The 20,971-nt window shown below is 70.9% G+C and carries 8 protein-coding genes and 1 pseudogene; 7 read left to right on the plus strand and 2 right to left on the minus strand.

The window, feature by feature from the left end:
- Positions 1–215 precede the first annotated feature (215 nt).
- Positions 216–1,520 (minus strand): annotated as a pseudogene (gene mgtE, locus FA014_RS01020) (magnesium transporter).
- Positions 1,521–2,513: 993 nt separating this feature from the next.
- Here mgtE and FA014_RS01025 point away from each other — a divergent pair.
- The 7 genes from FA014_RS01025 (at position 2,514) to FA014_RS01055 (ending at position 18,452) form a co-directional block, all read left to right on the plus strand.
- Positions 2,514–3,047, plus strand: a complete 534-nt coding sequence (locus FA014_RS01025; RefSeq protein ID WP_154727857.1) for a hypothetical protein — start codon at positions 2,514–2,516, stop codon at positions 3,045–3,047.
- Positions 3,048–3,783: 736 nt separating this feature from the next.
- Positions 3,784–9,171, plus strand: coding sequence for a DUF7507 domain-containing protein (locus FA014_RS01030; RefSeq protein ID WP_154727858.1), 5,388 nt, complete (start codon positions 3,784–3,786; stop codon positions 9,169–9,171).
- Between the two features lie 487 nt (positions 9,172–9,658).
- Complete coding sequence (locus FA014_RS01035) at positions 9,659–12,175, plus strand: helix-turn-helix transcriptional regulator (RefSeq protein ID WP_154727859.1); 2,517 nt, start codon at positions 9,659–9,661, stop codon at positions 12,173–12,175.
- Positions 12,176–12,774: 599 nt separating this feature from the next.
- On the plus strand, positions 12,775–15,042 hold the full coding sequence (locus FA014_RS01040) for a DUF7927 domain-containing protein (protein WP_195969103.1): 2,268 nt from the start codon (positions 12,775–12,777) through the stop codon (positions 15,040–15,042).
- 44 nt (positions 15,043–15,086) lie between these two features.
- The gene (locus FA014_RS01045; RefSeq protein ID WP_195969104.1) at positions 15,087–16,574 is read left to right on the plus strand and encodes a SpaH/EbpB family LPXTG-anchored major pilin; all 1,488 of its coding nucleotides are present in this window, start codon (positions 15,087–15,089) and stop codon (positions 16,572–16,574) included.
- A gap of 322 nt (positions 16,575–16,896) precedes the next feature.
- Entirely contained in the window at positions 16,897–17,712 is an 816-nt protein-coding gene (locus FA014_RS01050) for a class C sortase (RefSeq protein ID WP_195969105.1), read from the plus strand.
- Positions 17,709–18,452: a class E sortase gene (locus FA014_RS01055; protein ID WP_154727863.1), complete on the plus strand. Its 744-nt coding sequence runs from the start codon at positions 17,709–17,711 to the stop codon at positions 18,450–18,452. The genes FA014_RS01050 and FA014_RS01055 overlap by 4 nt, the downstream gene beginning before the upstream one ends.
- 169 nt (positions 18,453–18,621) lie before the next feature.
- Here the strand turns inward: FA014_RS01055 and FA014_RS19780 are convergent, their stop codons facing one another.
- Positions 18,622–20,559 carry a DUF7507 domain-containing protein gene (locus FA014_RS19780; RefSeq protein WP_195969106.1) on the minus strand — a complete coding sequence of 646 codons (1,938 nt, stop codon included), beginning with the start codon at positions 20,557–20,559 and terminating at the stop codon, positions 18,622–18,624.
- Positions 20,560–20,971: the final 412 nt, after the last annotated feature.

The following is a 20,971-nucleotide window of genomic DNA, read 5'->3' on the forward strand; positions in this document are numbered from 1 at the left end:
TAGCCGCCGCGCAAAGTCTGGTGCAGGTTGCGTGCCCGTCGAGGAGGTCGGCGCCGCGAAGACATGCCCTGGACGTGGCCCAGGCGACGGTCATGAGCTGCGCTCACGCCGGTGCCAAGGTCGATGGCTGGTGGCCTTCTCGAGTGGTCAGTGCACGAGCGATGGCCTGCGGGGGCATCGCTCGTGCACTGACAACGCTGCTGTCGCCGTGCCCTTCATGTGCCCAGCGAGGAGATGACAAGGTTGGCGATCTCGAAGTAGATAATCAGGCCGGTCCCGTCGACCAGAGTGGCGATCATCGGTCCCGACACGACGGCGGGGTCAATCCCGAGCCTGCGCAGCACCAGCGGAAGTCCCGAGGCGATCAGGGACGACCAAAGCACGATGCATGCGGCGGCGACCGCCACGGTGAGCCCAACCTGCGGGCCGACCCCGAGGGTCCAGGCTCGGCGCTATCCCACGACGGCGATCGTCGCGGCGATTAGCAGACCGGTAGAGAACTCCTTGCGCACGACCTGGGCGAGGTCGCGCAGCTCGACCTGTCCGACCGCCATCGCGCGGATGATGGTCGTGGTGACCTGGGTGCCGGTGTTGCCGCCGGTCCCGATCAAGAGGGGGACGAAGAACACCAAGGCGATGACGCTCTCGAGCTCTTCTTCAAAGGCGCGCAGGACGGTGCCGGTGTACATCTCAGCGATGAACAAGGCGAGCAGCCACGGCATGCGCTTGCGCCACAGTTGCCAGGGCGAGGCGCGCAGGTAAGGGCGGTCGAGTGGCAAAGCGCCGCCCTGACGCTCAGCGTCCTCGGTCGCTTCCTTCTCATCGATGTCGGCGACGTCGTCCAGAGACAAGACCCCGAGGAGCTCGCCGTCGTCGACCACCGGCAGGGCGGTCAACCGGTGCTCGTGCAGGAGCCGTCCGGCGTCCTCGCGGTCCACTTTCGGTGCGACGTGAACAACATGCTCGCGCATGAGATCGGCGACCATGCAGTGCGGTGCGGCCAGCGCCAGATCCCGGAACGACACCGCGCCGACTAGCACCGGACCGACGTCGCGGGATTCGGCGCTAGTGACGTAGACCTCGCCCTGCCCGAACCCGGACCCGGGTCCGGACTGCGCGCGCACGGCCGCGATGGCCTCGACAGCGGTCATGTAGGGGCGCACTTTGACCACGTCGGGGTTCATCCGCGCGGCGGCCGACTCCCGCGGCCAGGCCAGCAGGCCACGCACGATAGCGGACCGGGAGGTCGACATCGCGGCGAGGACTGCGGCGCGCTGGACATCGGGCAGGGCGCGCAGCAGCCCGGCCGACTCGTCGGCGTCCATGCTGCTCACGAGCCCGGCGGCGACCGCGGGCGTGACCGCGGCCACGACCTCGGCCGCTGTGTCCGGATCGATGGAACCCACCAGGTCGGCGGCCGTGTCGGGGTCGAGCAGCCCAACCAAGTCGCGAAGCTCGGTGCGGGAAGCCCGACGAGTTCCTGAGCTCGAGCGCGCGGGTCGCGGGTGCCGTGCAACCACGCCCGCACGGCGTGAGGTGTGCCGAACCTGAGGACGTCACGCAGATCGACGTCAGTGAGGTCGGCGGCGGCACGGTGCGGCGGCAGGACGGTGAATCGACGGTTCATGACGGGATCTCCTCCGAGGCAGGCCACGGCACGTGACAGCCACCCACTCGCCTCTGGAGCACCTGGGCACGGCTACGCCACTACGGCAGCGCGAATCCGCCCGATTCGGGGTTGGCGGTGCGAGCGCGCGAAGCGTCAGAAGCACGCGCGCGTCGAGGTTCGGGTGGAGAGGTCACGGCCGAGGCCGATGACGGCTGTTGGACGCCGCTTCGGCGCGGCGCCTTGGCCCGTCGACGCGAAGACGTCCAGCCCGCACGGCCGTCAGAGGACCAAGCAGGTCGCTCAGTGGCGCACAAGCAGCACGACGGGCGTCGACGGACGCTGACTACTCGCGCTCTCGCCCAACGCGTCCACCTCCTCACCGTCGTCCGCTCAGGATCGGATGATCCGGCTCGACTCTATGGGCGGGCCTGCGGCACCCACAACGTAGGTCCGCCTACTCGCGCCCTCTTCGTGAGCGGTACAGGTCCTCCGAAGGCGTGCTCGCTGAATCGTCGGCTGACTGACGAGGTGTGCTGCCGGCCATGTGTCGGTGCTGTGAAGAGTCACTGGCTGGACCGAGGCGCCGCCCGGAACGCTAACGCGGGCCGGTGCACGCGCCTGGTGCAGCCAGCCGGCCAACCGTGGCGTTGTTCAGCGACCGGGCCGACCGACCGGTCCGACCCAACCCCGCACCACGACCACCTAACGACCACGCCGCGGGCTAGGTGCCGCGCACACATGGCACCGTCGCGCCGTGCATGCCGAATCACACCCCGAACCCAGCCCCACCGCCAGCTCCCATACCGCCGGCGGGCCCTTTCCTAGCGCCTCGCGCCGACGAAGACTGCTCACCTGGGCAGTCGCGGTCGGCGGTATCGCGGTCGGCGCCGCCGCGGCCCTCGCGATGACCTGGCCCGACCGCCACGGCACCCAGGTCGTCCAGCCGGCCGTGACAGCCCCGGCCACCCCGGTGACGCCGGGAACGGCGACCACCTCACCCCCGGACCTCACGGATCGCGGGAGCGCCACTGCCGATGAGCTCATCGCCGCCATCGACACGGCGGTCGCGGCCGCCCAGGGTCGGGGCGCCGAGTGCATAGAGGTCCATCGCGGTGGCTTCCTCGTGACTGTCCAGCTGGCGGACGGTGCCGACGTAGACGTCGTGGTTCCTTCCACAGGTGCCGCTGAGGTCAGACACCAGCGAGACGACCGCGACCGCACGCCCAGCCCGCTGCTGAATCCGGATGACATCCACAAGCTCGTCGATGTAGCCCGCGAGGCGAGCGCAGGTGCCACGCTCATCGAGCTTTCGACGTCCGACGACCCAGGCGAGGCATTCGAGGCCGTGGCATTGCGCGCGGACGGCCACCAGTTCGAAATCTCAATCACCGACGCAATGGTCGCCACGGTCACGGACGTAGAAGACTCGAGGGACTGATCTGCGCCTCGGGGCCGCTTGAGGCACTGGGGGTCCGGCCGCCGGATGCCGAATCCGGTGACGAGGATGCGCCGCACGGGCACGCTTTTGCCGACCGTCGCGGTGACTCCTCGCAGTGCACCCGCGCAAGCGTGCACATGCGGTCGTCCGGCGGCCACGACCGCAGCGGCGCGCTGGCCGTAGCCCGTCCGAGCCGACATCGTCCACCGGCAGCGCGCTATCTCCACCAAGCCTCACTCACGGGGCGCCGTGAGCAACGTCGCGGCCCGAGCGGCAGCGATCACCACGGCGGTGGTCACCGTGCTCGACCCATCGGAGAATCGGCTCCTGGATGACGGGGCGCGCTCGTCGGCCGGGCGTCCTGACCACGATGGATCCGTACATCGCAGCACCTAGCAGAGCACTCAATCGCGGCCGTGCTCCCCCTAGTGGGCGCCTGCTGGCTGCGCAGATGCGTCCGGGACCACCTACGCAGGCCGCCATGTGTGTGAAGTGGGGCGGGGGGCGCCCGGAGCATTGCCGGGACTCAGCCCCAGGGACTCGTCGGTCACGAGCCGACGGTCCCCGACTCCTGGAGACACCCATGCCCTCCGCCCTCCGCCGCCGCGAGCCCGGGACCGGCCGTGCCCTCCTGCGCCGCGGTCGATCGACGGTGGCCGCCGCCCTAGCGACCGTCCTCGCGACCGGCGCTCTCACCCTCGCGGCCCCGCAAGCAGCGTCCGCGGCGTCCGGGTCCGTGACCGACCTCGCCATCATCGTGACCGGCGACGGGACCGCCCCCGGTTTGGACATCGACGGCTCGCCCACCAACGGCATCGTGGCCACGAACAACGCCGTCACGATGACCTGGTCCCTCTCCGGCGAGCAGCTGACCGACGGCGTGCTCACGCAGACGTTGCCCGAGGGGTGGGCGTGGGTGCCCTCATCGCTCGGCAAGCTCGTCTCGGACACCTCGGTCTACAAGTCGTCGTACGCCTTGAGTGACGAGGGACGCACGGTCACCGCGACGATCTCGCTGCCATCCAACGCCCTGGTCTCGATCACGGGTCTCCAGGCCGTGGTCGGCCACACCCTCGTCAACGGTTCCGGGTACTCCCCGGAACTCGTCGTTACCGACGCGACCGGCAGCCGCACTGCGGTCGCGCCGGCATTGACCGTGATCAGCACTCCGCAGATCTTCTTCGGGAGCGGTGGGTCATCGGTGACGACGCCGACGACCCACGACTTCGGCGCGGGCGAGGAGAAGGCCACCCTGCTGTCCACCAACCTCGGCTACCACCACCGCCCCTCCACGGTCGGCCAGGACGTCCACGCCGAGCTCGATCTGCCGCACACGTTCACGATGACCTACGACGGTCCCGTGGCCGCCGAGGTGTCGCTCTGCAGCAACGGCCTCGGCGACGGGCTCACCCTCGACTCCGTCGACGGCCGGACCGTCACCCTGACCCTGCACCGCCAGCCGGAGCCCTCGGAGAGCACGCGGAACGCCTCGCTGTGCCGGTGGTACCCGGCGGACACCGTCCCGCAGTCGCAGACCGAGGCGGTCGACGTGACGACCACGACGACACAGCCGGACCTGGTGCTCGCCGACGGCGCGGTCGCCCGGGCCGGCGGGACCGCGCCCAGCACCGCCGGGGTGTACTACGAGGAGCCCGTGGATCCGGAGGACCGGCTGGTCGACGCTGCCGTCGCCGCCGGGGCGGGGTACTACAGCTGGGGGTCCGGTGCGCCGGCCCCCGACCTGCCGGTCCCGAACACGACCGAGGTCTGGCGCTGGACCACCCCGTCGGGCTCCGCGGCCGTGGGCACCGGTGCGTACCTCGCGACGAAGTCGGAGTACACCCCGCAGTCGTGGAACCTGAGTAAGCAGGTGGTTCCCGCGAGCAACCTGGTCGGCTACCAGTTTTGGGACGCCGGCCTGGCCCGGATCACCGAGAACGCGTCCGACGTGTTCGTCGGCACCGGCAGCGGCACCAGCCAGGGCGTCGCCCTCGACCCGAGCACCTACCGCCTGCAGTTCAGCCCGAACCGCACGACCGACGGCCCCTGGTACGACACGATCGCCGAGGCGGGCGGAACCGCCGCGGTCCAGGGCGTGCGCGTGGCATACGAGGGCGGCTGGGGCGAGGGCAAGACCACGGGGAACTCGGCCGTGCTGCGGCTGGTGGTGCCGCGGGTGGTCCTCTGGGACCAGATCACCGAGACCACCTTGGCGGTCCAGACGCGCTGGGAGGCCGACCAGCACGAGGCGCTGACCCGTACGGTGAACACCACCCTGTGCGCGATCACCGCCGCCCACGGCCTCACCGGCACCCCGGCGCTGCTCGTCAGCGGCAACGAGATCAGCTACCGGGTCTCCCACTCGATGCGCCTCGCGGACGGCACACCGCCAGACACCGAGCCGCTCACTGTGCATCAGACGCTCACCCGGGTGGAGCTGCCGGCCAACATCACGGCGGTCGACTACCAGGACGCGATCGCGCAGGGGTGGTCGGTCGCCGACTACACCCCGGCCGACTGGGGCCCCGACGGACTGCCCGGCACGAACGACGACGTTCGCGGCGCGGTCATCGACCTCGTGTACGGCGGACCGGCGCTGCAGGTGGCGACCACCCCGGCGTCCCTGCCGGGCTTCACCATTCTCGCGACCACCTCGCTGCAGGCACCGACCCGGAACCGCGGGGAGATCGCGGCGAGATCATCCGCCTCCTTCACCAGCGAGGGTCGCGGCGACCGGACCCTGTCGGCGCTGGCGCTGAACACGATGCTCCAGGTCGACACGCTGACGATGGACGGCACGGTCGCCGTCCCCGTGATCGAGCCGAACGACACCACCGTGCAGTTCGACACCAACTGGTACAACTTCGGCAAGGACTCCAAGTCCGGCACCGGCTACGTCCTCGACGTGCTCCCGTACGACGGTGACGACCGCGGCACCAGCACCAGCGGCGCGCTCGCGCTGCAGTCGGTGCAGGCCCTCGGTGACGCCCGGCGCGGCGTCCTCGAGTACACCGAGACCGCGCCCGACCGGATCGGTGACCGCGGTGAGCACGCCACGTGGCTGCCGATGACCGACGGCTCCGACCTCTCGCGCGCCACCGCGGTCCGGGTCGACCTGGACGGTCTGCCGGCCGGCGCCGTCGGGTCGATCCGCATGGTCCTGTCCGTCTCCGGGCACAGCGGCGGCGACGTGTTCATGAACAGCGGCACCGGCTGGGTCGGGAACAGCGTCACCCTCGGCAGCGGCACGTACCAGGTGCGCGTGGCCGAGTCCGTGATCACCGGAACGGTGTGGAACGACGTGGACGGCGACGGCGTGCGCGCGCAGGACGACACCCCGGCCCAGGGCGTCCGTGTCACGCTGACGGACGAGTCGGGCACGGTGGTCGAGGACGTCACCGACGCCGACGGAGCGTACGCGTTCGCCGGCCTCAGCGCGGGCGAGCACCGGGTCCAGGTCGACCGTCAGAGCTTCAGCACCGTGGTGCGGCAGACCGCCGGCCCGGGTGGCGTCCTGGACGGCGGCGCCGACCTGACGCTGCTGAGCGACCAGACCCGCACCGACGTGGACTTCGGGTACGCCGAGGCCGATGTGGCGCTGTCCGTGAGCGGGACCGGCACGGCGCCGGAGCCCGTCGTCGCGGACGGTACCGCGACCCTCACCTACACGGTGACGAACGACGGGAGCAGCGACCTCGACGGGGTCATCGTCGCCGACACGCTCGACCCGGAGCGGGCGACCGGTGTCTGGTCGTGGCCGGGCGATGCGGGCTCGCTCGCGGTCGGTCAGTCGGCGACATTCACCGTCAACTACCGGGTGGACCAGACCGAGGTCGACGCGGGTGAGCTGCTGTCCACGGTGACCGCCACGGGGGTGTTCGACGGCGCGCTTGTGACCTCCGCGCCCGCGGACGTGCGGGTGCCCCTGGCCGCGGACGGCGCGCTGTCGCTGACCATCCAGGGATCGGTCACCGAGCCGGTCTCCGAGGGAACGCCCGTGAGCTGGACGGGCACCGTCGTCAACACGGGGGCCGTCACGCTCGGCGCGGGTGCGATCGCCGAGAGCACAGCGGACGTGACCTGGACCGGCATGCCTGCCTCTCTCGCGCCGGGTGAGTCCGCCGCCCTCGTCGGGAGCTCGTCGCTCACGCAGCAGCAGGTCGACGCCGGCGCGGTGACGGCGACCTCGGCGGTCACCGCGGACACCCCGGGCGGCACCACCGTGACCGCCGACGCCGCTGCGACCGTCACGTTCGCAGTGCCGGCCTCCGTGTCGATCGACCTGCAGGTGAACGACACCCACCTGCCCGCCCCCGGCCTCGGGGTGCTCGAGGACGACGAGCTGACCTGGACCGCCACGGTGATCAACACCGGCTCGGCCACGCTGCGCGACGTCGCGGTCTCCGACGGCGGCGCGGGCACCGGCCTGACCATGCCGGGGGACGCCGACGGCACGCTGGCCCCGGGTGCCAGCGTGCGGCTGTCCGGGACCGGCCCGGCGCTGCTCGGCGAGCACAGCGCGACGGCCACCGTGACGGCGGCTTCCGGGCCCGCCGAGGGTCGCGTCGAGGTCACGGACTCCGACACGGTCGTCTACACCGCGACCGCCGCCACGACGGCGTCGCTCACCGGGTACGTGCGGCACGACCGCGCGGGAGACGGCGTCCTCGACGCCGGTGACCCCGGCCTCGCCGGGGTGACGGTCACCCTGGTCCCGGCCGACACCGGACGGGCGCCGGCCGACGACGCGGCGGCGGTCACGACGGTCACCGCCGACGACGGCAGCTACCGGTTCGACGGCCTCGGCTCCGGCAACCTCCAGGTGCGGGTGGACCGCGCCGGTGTGCACGCGGGCCTGGCCGAGCCGACAGTGGCGCCCGGCGGGTTCCCTGCCGACACGGCCACGGTGACGCTGGTGAAGGGCGAGCAGCGGACCGACGTGGACTTCGGCTACCGGTTCCTGATGCCCGCGATCGCGCTCACGGGCGAGGTCGCGGCACTCGACGCCGATCCCGTCGCGGGCAACGTCCTCGACCTCAGCTTCACCGTCACCAACGTCGGCGAGACCGACCTGTCGGGGGTCGAGCTCACCCAGGACCTCGAGGGGGCAACCCATCGGGGTGACAAGGACGGGGACCTCGGCGAGCTGGTGGTGGGGGAGTCGGGCGTGGTCGAGCTGCGCGCGGCTCTCACCCAGCAGCAGATCGACGCGGGGGGGCTCGTCATCACGGCGCAGGCCGCCGGTACGGACGCGGCCGGCGAGCAGGCGACCGCGAGCGTGGAGCTGGCGATCGACCTGCCCTCCGCCTCCGCGCTCACCGTCGTCGAGACCGGCGTCCTGGAGGGCGAGGCCGAGGCAGGTGCCACGGTCCGCTGGACCGCGACGCTGACCAACGCGGGTGCGTCCACCCTGACCACTCCGGCGATCACCGGGGACGGCTGGACGCTCGACCCCACCGAGGCGTTCGCCCCCGGTGAGAGCGTCACCGCCACCACGGTGACCACCCTGACGCAGGAGCAGGTGGATGCGGGCGTGGCGACCTCCGAGGTCACCGGGACCGCCGCCACCCCGTCGGGTGCCACGGTGTCCGCCGCCGCCGAGGCCCGCGTGGAGCTGCGGGGGGTCGTCGGCCTGTCGCTGGACCTGCTGCTGGATGGGCACGCGTATCCCGCGGCGCCGGGCGCTGGGGTCGCTCCCGGGCAGCAGCTGGGCTGGACGTACGTCCTCACCAACACCGGTGCGGTGACCATCACCGGGCTGGGCGTCACCGACGATCTGGCGGGCCGAGGCGACCTGCTGCTGCCGACCGCGTTCGACGGGACGTTGGCGCCGGGGGCGACGGCCGAGGTCACCGCCTCGTCGCCGGCGGGGCAGGGGCAGCACTCCGTCATCGCGGTCGCAGACGGCGAGGTCGCTACCGGGCAGGCGGTGTCTGCCGGCGCGACGGCCTGGTACTCCGGTACCGCGGTCGTCGGCGAGCGTGGGGAAGACGGCACGTCCGGCTCTCCCGGGGTCCTCGCGATCACCGGTGCCGGCATTGGTGGGGCGGGTGCGCTCGCTCTCCTGCTGCTGCTCGCGGGTGTTCTACTGCGCCGGCGGGACTCTCGAGCCTCGGCGCGCTGAGTCTGGGCCCGGGACACGCTCGCGCGTGTCCCGGGCCCGACTGGCACATGGCGCGCCACGTCGCGCGCACCGCCGCCAGGTCACCACGTGTCCGTGGTGTCGGGACTCCGTCGAGCGGGGGGGAGCGATCCACGGGACCGCCCGACCGGTCGGCGTGACCTACCCGTCGACACGTATTCCTGGGCGGCCCGCCGGGCTGTGACGCGACGCCCGAGCGAGCGCGCGAGGGCGTGGGAACTCCATCGCGCACAGGAATCGGGGCACAGGCCACGGGCGGCTATCGCGAGGTCAGACGGGATGGACACCACGGGCGAGACCAGTCCCTCCTCGTTACCGCGCCGATCCGCAGACAGCATGTTCGCTGACGATCGTCCGCTGAGCGACGAGGCGTGCTGCCGGACTTGTGTAGGTGCTGTCGGAGGTCACTGGGTGGAGCGCACCCAGCGAGCCTTGGTGGCGACAATGGTCTCGCGCAGGAGGAGTGCAGGTGAGCGCTGAGGGTTTCAGTACCACTATCGCGGCGGTGCAGCGGTGGCTGCCGTTGGGTCGAGACGTCCTCATTCGGGGGGACCGCGGGGCCGGCAAGTCCACGGTGCTGGAGGCGTTGCGCGCCAACAGCTCCAGGGGTAGCGCGCAGCGCCTACTGATGCGCGCCTCAGGCAAGGAGCCGCTGTCCGCGTTCCGTGACCACCCCTCGACACCGCGAGGCAGGACCGGAGAGAACGCGTGGGCCGAGTGGCTGATCGACGAGCTCGGCCCGCGACGCGGCATCCTGCTGGTCGACGATATCGACCGCATGGACGCGCGCAGCGTCGAAGTGGTGCGTCGCGTGCTCTCGCATCATCCGAGTTTGCTCGTCGCGTCCAGCACGCTCGACCCGCTGCGATCGCCGACCGACGCGATGCGCGAAGTCCTGCTCATCCGACAGCCCGCCGAGGTGCGAGTACAGCCGTTCGGATTGCGCGCGGTCGCGGACCTGCTCGCATCCCGGCTCGGTGGTCCAGCCGACACCGGGCTGATCTCGTCGGTTCTGTCTCAGACCGGCGGCAACCCGCGCGCCGCGGTAGCGCTCGTCGACGCCGCGCGCGCCGCCGACGTAGTCGGTCGGGTCGACGGGCTGTGGATCGAGGAAGGGTCTTTGGATGACGTCCCCGTAGACGCCGCCGTGTTTCTCTTCCTGTCGACGTTGCCCGGCGAGCTGGTGGGAGCCTTGGAACTCTTGTCCACCGTTGGCCCATTGCCCGCCGACGCTGCCGCGCGGCTAGTCGCACCGGCGGTGTTGGCGGAACTCACCGACCTCGGTCGTGTTGTCGGCCGGGACCTGGGCGAGTCTGGAGAGATGCTGGTGGTCGCGCCGCCGGTGCTGGCGCGGGGCCTGCGCGAGCGGGTCGCGCCATACCGTCGCCGGCAACTCGCCGCACGAGTTCGAGCCGAGGCCGGCTCTGCGGTCACGCCACTGCATCCGGCCACGGATGACCTCACTACCGTGCTCATGGGTGACTTCGCCGGCGACGGCGACGAGTACTGGCGGTCCACCGCGGAGCTTGCCAGCTTGGTGCACGCCCGTGCCACCACCGAGGAGTCCGCACGACGCGCGGCCTGGTTGACGGCGCCGACTCTCCGCGCTGCGAACGCATACCTCGCACTGCTCATGCGCCGGCCAGCGGCGGAGCGGCTCGCCGAGGTGTTCGAGGGGACTCGACCGGACGAGAGTGACGGCGCTGCTGAGCGACTGACGTTCGCCTACTACCGATTCAGGTGGGTTGCCTGGGCCGGTGCGTCGCCGAGCGAGGTGGAGCAGAGTCTGACCCTGGGGGGCGACGACATGCACCTGCTCACCCATCTCCGCGACCTCAAGGAGCGCCTGCTGCACGAGCTGGCCGCAGGCCGATCGGCGGACCTGGTAGTAGACGAGGAGCCCGTCGCGGTGCCCGCGCGGTTCCTGCGGGGCTGGCCCGCCGTGATCCGAGCGGCCGCCCTACTCGAGGCCGGACACCCGGAGCATGCGACGCGCGTCTGCGCTGGGGAGGACGGGTCCGGCATGGACCTCGAGGTTCGGCACTACGTCGCCGCGCTGCGCGGCCAGGCGCTACTCATGTCAGGACGGCTGCCCGAGGCCGAGGGATGGCAACGTCAGATGCTCGACGCCGCCTACGACGAACTCGATGCGCTCGGCATACGAGTACACGCGTGTGTGCTCGCGGAGGTCCTGTACTTCTCCGGTCGGGGATCCGCCGCCTGGCGGGTGGTTAGCACCGCCCTGCGGATCGGGGCCGCAGGGCCGATAGAAACCACCTTCTACCGCCGGGCACTCACGCTCGGTGCAGTGCTGCAAGCGCAGACCGGCAACGTGGAACTCGCGCGGGTGCTGGTTCGTGAGCTAGACAAGTCGGTGCGCCCTTACCACCCGCTGATCCGGTCGATGCGGGTGCTCGCTCACGTGGCCGTGCGATCCGCGTCCGGTGGTATCGCTGACTCCGGGCAGCTCGCTTGGGAGGCGGGGGAACGCTACGCCGGGGACGGCTTGTTCCAACCGGCACTGCTCGCGTGGATCGGTGGTCCGGCTGCCCTCACCCCAGCCCGGGTCGAGGTGGTGCGTGCTGTCCTGGGTAGGGTGCACATCCCCCTGCTCGAGCCGTACGTGCGCCTGCTCCTCGCCGTGGCGGAGAAAGACCGCTCCGCAGCGGCGGGGCTTCTGTCACAGGTGCACTCCGGCGTCGCCCCTGGACTGGTTCAAGCAGGCAGAGCGTTAGTCGGTGGGCCGACCGCGCGAGAAGACGGCGTGTCGGGCATACGGCAGACCGCCGGGGCCCGCCGAGATCCGCTATCCCCCCGGGAGCGCGAGGTCGCCGCAATCGCCCGGGAGGGTCTGAGCAACGCGGAGATCGCCGATCTTCTCCGCATCAGCGTGCGGACGGTGGAAAACCACATGAGCAGCTTGCTGCGCAAGCTCGGATACACGAGCCGCGTCGACCTCGCTGGGTGGCAGGCCGACGATCGATAGCGAGCGGAGTGAGCTCGTGGCCAGCCACCCGCCGGCACCGGCGGGGTCCGGGGACCACCAGCAGTCAGGAGCTCCGACCGCCGAAGGAGATTCCGACCGGCCGCACAACGGGGTGTGGCGCGACGCGCGTCGGGCTATCGCCGTCACCGGGCACCGGCCTCAGCGGAGTTTCAATGCGGCTCATCGCAGCGGGCGCGCCATCACCCGGTCGACGTTTCGAGCCGTTGCGTCGACCGAGCTAGCGCGCCGGGTCCAGGTCAGACGGGCGTCTTTCCGGCCTTAGATCCTCTCACCGTGATGCACCGCCACCTATGAACAGCGTGCTTCGCGAAGACGGGCACTCACCCGCGCTCCGTCGGCGCCTCATTTGACGGTCGGAGTCTAGGGGGCCAGTGGTGCTGTGGCACTAGGTGGTCGCGGGGGCGGATTGAGTGCCGAGCCCGGCTGCCAGTGTGCTCCGTGTCCGCAATTAGGGACCGGTCGACTTAGATCGACGGCCCTCGACCCTGTCCGGAGGCTCCAAGCAAATGCCCTTCACTCGGTGGGTGCGACCGGCCGCACCAGCCCGAGCGGCGCGTTCCCGCCGCAGACGATCAGCCGTGCTGGCCGTCGGCATCACCGCCCTGCTTCCGCTCGCCGGACTCGGCCCCCTCGCCGCGGACGGTCCGGCCACCGCCGCGGTGCCGACCTGGAACAACGGGACCTACCAGGTGTTCACTGCCGCACCGTTTGGGCCGGGCCCCGCCGCGGTGGACTTCACGCACGGGCCGGCGCATACGGCGACGGTCACCGCCGTCCCCGACGCGTCCGCCCCGCACTTCCTCGCTCCGGGCGGCCAGGCCGACGGGCGGACCACCAGCGTCTCGCCCATCTCGGCGGACAGCGGGAACGGCACCAGCGACGACCCGTGGTGGAACGACGCCACCAGCGACTGCCTGATCGAGCCGGCCGGCTGGAGCTCCTCCGACCCGTGGTACACCAGCGGGCGCACGGTCGAGTGCGGGACAACCCACACGGTCACGCTCGACTTCGACGCCCCGGTCGTGGACCCGGTGGTGAGGATCGCCCTCCCGGGGTGGACGAAGGCAGGCGGTGAGAACGCCTGCTACGCAACGTGGTCGAACACCTCGTTCGCGAGCGTCAACGGGTCGGCGGCCGAGCCCGGCCGGGTCACCCGGCTGACGGACTCGTCGGGGGCCGGCTTCACCGACAACCGGGTCGACGGCACCCCTGCGACCTGGGACCGGTGGAACGCGGACGGGTGCACGCCCGACACGGTGTGGCCCGTCGCCAGCTCTAGCTGGAGCTTCTACCAGGTCAGCGGCTACGTCTCGTCCATTACGTTCGAGTGGCAGCAGGTCGCCAAGATCGTCTTCTCCACCGGCGTCGAGTGGGACGCCACGCTCGCGGCCCCCGGCCCGGCGTACTCGGTCATGGGCGCGGTGTCCGACCTGCAGATCACGAAGTCCGGCACGGCCACCGTCCCCCCGGGGGGCGATGTGGAGTGGGAGCTGGCGGTCACCAACAGCGCCCAGTCAGCGCCGTCGCACGGGTTCGTCGTCACCGACGCCGTCCCGGCCGGCGTGACCGACGTCGCGCTCGTCTCGGCTCCCGACGGGTGCACGCTATCCGGCTCAGACCTGGTGTGCACGGGTGCGGCCCCGGGCTGGCAGATCACCGACCCGCACGCGACGCCGCTGACGCTCACCGGCGGCGACCCCTCGGCCACGGTGGGCGCGGCGCTGGACCCGGGGGGGTCGTTCGGGCCGATCAGGCTGCGCGCCACCGCGACGGCCCCCGCAGGAACCTCCCTTCCGAACACCGCTGCGGTGGTCGGGGTCGACTACGACCCCGACATGACCAACAACACCGCGGGCAGCACGACGCTCGTTGTCGCACCCACGTGGGCCGTGAGCAAGTCAGCGGCCATTCCCGGCGGCCGGGCGTACGCGCAACCCGGCGAGGTCATCACCTACACGGTTACGGCGACCAGCTACGGCAGCTCCGACGTGTCCGGCGTCAAGCTGAGAGACGACCTCACGAACGTCCTGGCGAGCGCGAACATCGTTCCTGGATCGGTCCGGCTGACCTACGACGAGCGGTACCTGGTGTTTTGGACACGCCCGGTCATCAAGACGCTGCCGGATCCGAGCGCTGCGTCACCGATCATCACAGCCCCGGCGTTCGTGCTGCTCGCCGACAGCACTGCGACGCTGACCTACCAGGTGACCGTGAAGCCGGGCGCGTGGAGCGCGGTCCTCGAGAACACGGTCAACGCGACGGGATCCCGCCCGCCCGGGACCTGCGCTGCAAGGGAGGCGCCCGTTCCTGTGTGCTCGACCTACACGGTCGTGGCCGCGCGTCTGGAACTGGTCAAGCGCGGCACGGTCAACGGATCCGTGGTGCCCCTCGACGGCGCCGCATTTGAGGTGCTGACGGACTCCGGGGACGCCCCCGGGCCCCCGGCGAGCGTTGTGGTCGCCGCGTCCGCGACGCAACCGGGCGCCTTCGAAATCGCGGGCATCGTCCCTGGCACCTACTGGCTGCGCGAGACCCGCGCGCCCGCCGGCCACGACCTGCTGGCCCAGGCTGTGCGGTTCACCGTGGACGACGTCGGCATCGTGACGCTCAGCGACCCGGCGGCTCACACCCAGATCACCACCGACGGTGGCCAGATCGTCGTCACCGACAGCCCGAGGTTCACCCTGCCGGCGACCGGTGGGCCTGGCACCGGCTGGTTCACCTGGACCGGGCTGCTTCTGACTACCACCGCACTCGCGGTTGGCGTGGCCCTGTGTTCGTCGAGCCTCGGCCACGGTGCTCGGTGCTCTGGACGACGCGACGAGGAGGGATCGCCGACGACCTGACCGACTAGAGACCTGAGCTGCTGAACGACGAAATGGGAGATGAAATGTCCAACCCCGTCACGGGCGGGCGACTGCGTGCAGCCGCCGCCCTCTTGGCCGGAGGCGCGCTCGCGCTTACCGGAATGGGCGTGGCCAACGCCGCAACCACAATCGACCCGACGGAGAGCGCGTCACTGACGATCCACAAGTACGAGCAGCCGACTACGGCAACCGGCCTGCCGAACGACGGCCGTGAGCTGGATCCCTCGGTCCTGGCCGGGCTCACGGCACTTCCCGGCGTGGAGTTCACCGCCAAGCAGGTGCCCGGCATCGACCTGACCACGAACGCCGGCTGGGAGGCCGCCGCGGACATGACCTCCGCTGAGGCCGCCGCCGCGGTCGCCTCGGTGACCGGGGTCTCCGGCACCACCGCCGCCGACGGCACGCTGACCTTCAGCGGCCTGCCGCTGGGTCTGTACTACGTGGCGGAGACCTACGTCCCGATGGGCGTCACCGCGGCGGCGCCGTTCCTCGTCACGCTGCCGCTGACCGACCCGGTCGACAACGCCAGCTGGATGTACGACGTCCACGTGTACCCGAAGAACAGCACCACGCACACGGACAAGACGATCCAGGACGAGGACGCCGTCGCCGTGGGCGACGACGTGCTGTGGCAGATCACCTCGACCATCCCGGTCGGCGGCACCGACGGGTTCAAGATGGTCGACCTCCTCGACGCCCGGCTTACGTACAAGTCCGTCGCGGTCCGGATCGGTGCGACGACCCTCACCGAGGGCACCCACTACACCGTCACCACCCCGGACGTCGGCGGCCGGACCCAGGTCTCGGTGCAGCTGACGGCTGCGGGTCTCGCCATCGCCAACGACAACCTCGGTCAGGCGATCGTCTTCGACCTCACCACCACGGTCGTGGGCACCGGCGAGATCGCGAACGAGGCGGACATCTACAACAACCAGACGGACATCGACAACGAGGACCCGTCCGACACGACCGGCGGCTGCGAGCCGGGCGACGAGGACTGCGAGCCGACCGACCCGCCCGTCACCAAGTTCGGTGAGCTGACGATCAGCAAGGTCGACGCGACCAACTCCGCCACGCTCCTCGCAGGCGCGGTCTTCCAGGTGTACACCTCCGAGTCGGACGCGCTGTCCGGCACCAACCCGGTGACGATCAACGGCGTCAGCTCCTGGACCTCGGGTGCCGACGGCAAGGTCTCGATCAGCGGTCTTCGCTACTCGAACTGGGAGAACGGCGCGGAGCTCCCCGCGGCGGATTGGCAGCACTACTGGCTCGTCGAGACCACGGCCCCGGCCGGCTACGAGCTGCTCGCGGCTCCGGTCCAGTTCGACGTCACCAGCAACGACGCCACGGTCATCGACCTCACCGTCGAGAACGTCGAAGCCGACGCCGGCTTCACCCTGCCGCTTACCGGTGGGAGCGGCATCGCGCTGCTCATGATCGGCGGCACCGCGCTGATCGTGGGCGCAATCATGATCGGCGCCCGCAACCGCAGGGCCGCCGTCACCGCGTGATCACGCGGTGACGTGAGGTGAAAGGGGCGGGTGCGTCGGAGGGGCGCATCCCGTCCACTCAACCCGGGCGAGGGCTCCGGCACCCAGGTGCCGGAGCCCTCGTTCGTGCCGGCCACACGACCGTTGACCACCAGGAGGCAGGGCGATGACCGCCAGAAAGCGCGAGCGCCGAATGCCGGACCGAGGGCTCCGTGGCCGGCACGCGCCCGCACGGCACCTTCGTGTGCGCGGCAGGCGCCCCCTGGGGAGCCGACCGAGAGCCGGGTCGAGCGGGCCGCGCGGGGATGGGGTCACCCGTCGAGCGCTCCGGCGGGCGCCCACCGTGCTCGTCGCCCTCGTCGGGGTCGGTCTGCTGCTCTACCCCAGTGCGGGCAACTGGTTCGCCACGCGCGCGCAGGCGGCGAGCACGAACAGCTATGTCGCCGCGGTCGAGCGGATCCCGCAGGCCGACCGCGAGGCGGTCCTGCGTCGGGCGCGCGAGTACAACGCCCGGATCGGCGTCCAGACGCTGACGGATCCGTACACGGACGTCGACGAGGTCGAGGCGACGTCCGCCGAGTACGACGACCAGCTGCGGGTCGAAGGCGCCGAGGCGATGGCGCGCGTTCGCATCCCGGCAATCGACGTTCGGCTCCCCGTCTTCCACGGCACCTCCGAGGAGACGCTCACCGCCGGTGTGGGCCACCTCCAGGGCTCCTCGTTACCCGTGGGAGGACCGGACACGAATGCCGTGCTCACCGGCCACAGCGGACTGCCGAACGCCATCCTGTTCACCGACCTGCACCAGGTGGTGACGGGAGACCTCGTGTACATCGACGTGCTCGGGGAGACCCTGGCGTACCGGGTCGACCTGATCGAGACGGTCCTGCCCACCGAGACGGACCTGCTCCGGGTGGTCGCTGGCGAGGACCTACTCACGCTGGTCACCTGCACCCCGGTCGGGGTGAACAGCCACCGCCTGGTGATCCGGGCGGAGCGGGTCGAGCTCCCCGAGGGCGACGAGGCGGCGGCCGAGACCAGTACCGAGGCGCAGGCGGTGCCGTTCGCGTGGTGGCTGCTGGGCGCCGCCGGAGCGGTGCTGACCGGCGCGGTCGTGCTCGTGGTCCCGCCGCGGGCGCGCAGCGGGGGCGGCGGATGAGCCGGACCCGCCGACGCAGCCGGTGCGCACCGCTGCGCACGGCGGTCGCGGTGTGCGGGGAGCTCGTGGTCACGGTGGGCGTGTTGGCGCTCCTCTACCTGGTGTGGCTGTTCTGGTGGACTTCGGTCGTCGCGGGCCGGCACGCCGCCGACGCCGTCGAGGCGTTCGCCGTCGCCGCGCCGGCGGGGAGCGCGCAGCCCGCCGAACTGCGTATCGGGGACCCCCCGGTGCTGCCGGCAGCGGAGCCGGGCGAGACGATCGGTCTGCTGCGGGTCCCGCGATGGTCCGGCCTCACCGCCAACGCCATGCCGGTCGTCGAGGGAACAGGGGCCGACGTCCTGGACCGGGCCGCTGCGGGGCACTACCCGGGCACGCAGATGCCGGGAGATGTCGGCAACGTCGGACTGGCCGGCCACCGGCGGACGTACGGCAACTCGTTCCGCTACGTCGACCGGCTGCGGGTGGGTGATCCGATCGTCATCGAGACGGCCGAGACCTGGTACGTGTACGAGGTCACCGGGTGGGAGATCGTGCACCCGGCGAGCTCCGACGTTGTGGCACCGGTGCCCCACCATCCCGAGCGGGCACCCACGGCCCGGATGCTGACGCTCACCACCTGCCACTCGCTCACCACTGGGGAGTACGGGAACGACCACCGGTGGATCACGTACGCCGAGTTGGTCGGCTGGCTCCCGCGGGGCGACGGCACTCCGGCCGTGCTCACCGCCACCCCCCGCTGACTGGCTGACAGGCGCCGGTCGTGCACACCAGTGACCGCGCGACGCGCACCGATGACGCGAGACCGGTCGGAGTCCAGGAACGTGACTCCGACCGGTCCGTCACGTTGGTGACATGTGGTGCGTGCTCGAGCCAGCGGCCGACGGAGACGGAGCGACCCGGCGCTCGGATCTACTCGCAGTCGACCTCGCGCCGGGACACCAGCACCGCCACGACGCCAGCCATCAGCAGACCCATGATCAGCAGCACCGGGGGCAGACCCCCACCCGTCAGGGCGAGCGCACCGGGGTCGTGTGCGACGTCCTCGGCGGTCTCGGGCTGCGGGTCGGGGTTGGGCTGCGGATCGATCTCGGGCTGCGGGTCGGGGTTGGGCTGCGGATCGATCTCGGGCTGCGGGTCGGGGTTGGGCTGCGGGTCGGGGCCAGGCTCGGGGTCGGGGTCGGGGCCAGGCTCGGGGTCAGGGTCGGGACCAGGCTCGGGGTCAGGGTCGCCGCCTCCGTTGGGGACGAGGTCGATGGTGGCGGAGTCCTGGTCGGTGACGGTGGTTCCGCCGATGGTGATGGCGTTGACCGTGGCGGTGTTGTGGACGCTTCCGGCGTCCACGTCGTCCTGCGTGAGGACATAGTGGGCGGTGGCGGTGGCCTGCTGACCGGGGGTGAGGACACCGGCCTGGCCGGGCCAGGCGACCGAGAGGTCCGTCAACCCGGGCAGCGCGTCGGTGATCGTGACGTCCGTGAGGGTGACGTTGCCGGTGTTCGTGACCTCGAACCCAAAGTCCACCGTGTCACCACTGACGCCGGTGGCGCCGTCGGTGAGGGTGCCGGTCTTGGTCAGCGACACTGCTCCCGTTTCGTCGACGGAGTTCTGGATGATCTGGCCGCTGAAGTACATGCCGGTCACGGTTCCTTCAGGGGTCGTGATCGGCACGGACCAGTTCAGGACGTTCCGTCCTGCGGCCGCGAATGACCAGGTGTTGCTCGCCTCGTCGACGGCGGCGGTCTGTGAGGTGGGGATCACGGGGGTGCCGTCGACGTCGATGAGCGGGTTGGCCTGGTTCCAGCCCACGAAGATGTCCTCGAGGGTGACCGACTGGTTGACCATCTGGAAGTAGTACGCCTCCGGCTTGCCGTACAACGGGCTCGCGTCGACGATCCGGTTTGCAGAGAGGTCGGCGAACCTCAGCTGCGCCAGGCCGAGCAGCGACGTCATGTCCGTGACTCGGTTGGAGCCGGCGTACAGCGTCTGCAGAGACGACCACCCTGAGGCGAAGGACAGGTCGTCGATGTCGTTGTGGTCGATCGAGAAGAAGACCAGGTCAGGAATCTCGGCAAGCGAGGACGCGTCGTGGATCTGGTTCTCGTCCAGCAGCAGCTCCGTCAGCGAGGCCATGGTGCTGAGCGGCGATGGGTCGGTGATCAGGTTGCGCCCGAGGTGCAGGTACCCCAGGGAGGACATCGAAGCGAGCGGCGCGACATCGGTGATCCGGTTGTTGACGAGCTCCATCCACCGCATCCGGGAGAACCCGGCGAGTACGCCCAGGTCGTCGATCTTGTTCCCGTTCAGCTGCAGCCGCGTCAGACCTGTCAGCGGCGCCAGGGGAGCAACGCCGTCCCCGCTCAGGTCCCCGACGTAGTTGAGCCGGAGCTCCGTCAGCCCGGTCAGCCGGCCGATGTCGGTCAGGTCGGTCAGGTCGACCGTGGGTCGCTGTACGGACAAGAGCCTGAGCGCGGGCAGCTCCGCGAGCACGCTGAAATCCGTCACGCCCGAGCCGGTGAGGCTGACCGATGACAGCTGCGACATGCCCGCCAGGGGAGCGAGCGAGGTGAGCACGTCGCGCTGACCCTCCTGCAGGACGCTGAGCGAGGTCAGGTTCGTCAGCGCCTCGATGCCCTCCAAGCTCGTCACCCCGCCCGAGCACGGCAGCGATGTGATCGCTGCGGCCTCCTCAGCGGTGACGGGTGCGGCGGGGGTGTCGCCGCGGCCGAGCGCGGTGTTCACGCACCCGAGCAACACCCGATCGGGGAAATCGACACCCGTGTCGGCCGCCGCGGGCTGCGCGGTCAGCCCGACGCTGGTGACGAGCGCCGCAGCAGCAGCGACGGCGCCCACCCACCTCCTGGTGGTTCTGAGCATGGTTGTTGCCTCTCAAATCGATGCGTGCGACGGGCTCAGCCGCCTCGAGGACAGGGCGCACTCGGGCCGTCAGCAGGAGGAAACAGACGACCACGGCCGCGCGCCACCCCCCGGTGCAGGGCGACACTGAGTGGTCCTGACTGAGTAGGACGTGGGTTTGTGCGGGTCGCGAACCTGCGCAAACGGGCCCATCGCGCGGCCTAGTAGGTGGTGGAAAGCACCCGTGGGTAGGTGCCGCCGCGGCCGGCTGGCTGGCTCGGAGCGACCGCCACGCAGTCGCCGTCGCGGGAGGGTCGAGTGCGTCTAGGTGGTAGCGGCGGGTGCCAGGATCGACCGTCCGCGGACGGTCACCAAGCGGGGGTCGAGTGATGACCTGCGGACGGAAGGC

The sequence above is a fragment of the Cellulomonas hominis genome (assembly GCF_005239125.1).
Taxonomy (GTDB): Bacteria; Actinomycetota; Actinomycetes; order Actinomycetales; family Cellulomonadaceae; genus Cellulomonas; species Cellulomonas hominis_A.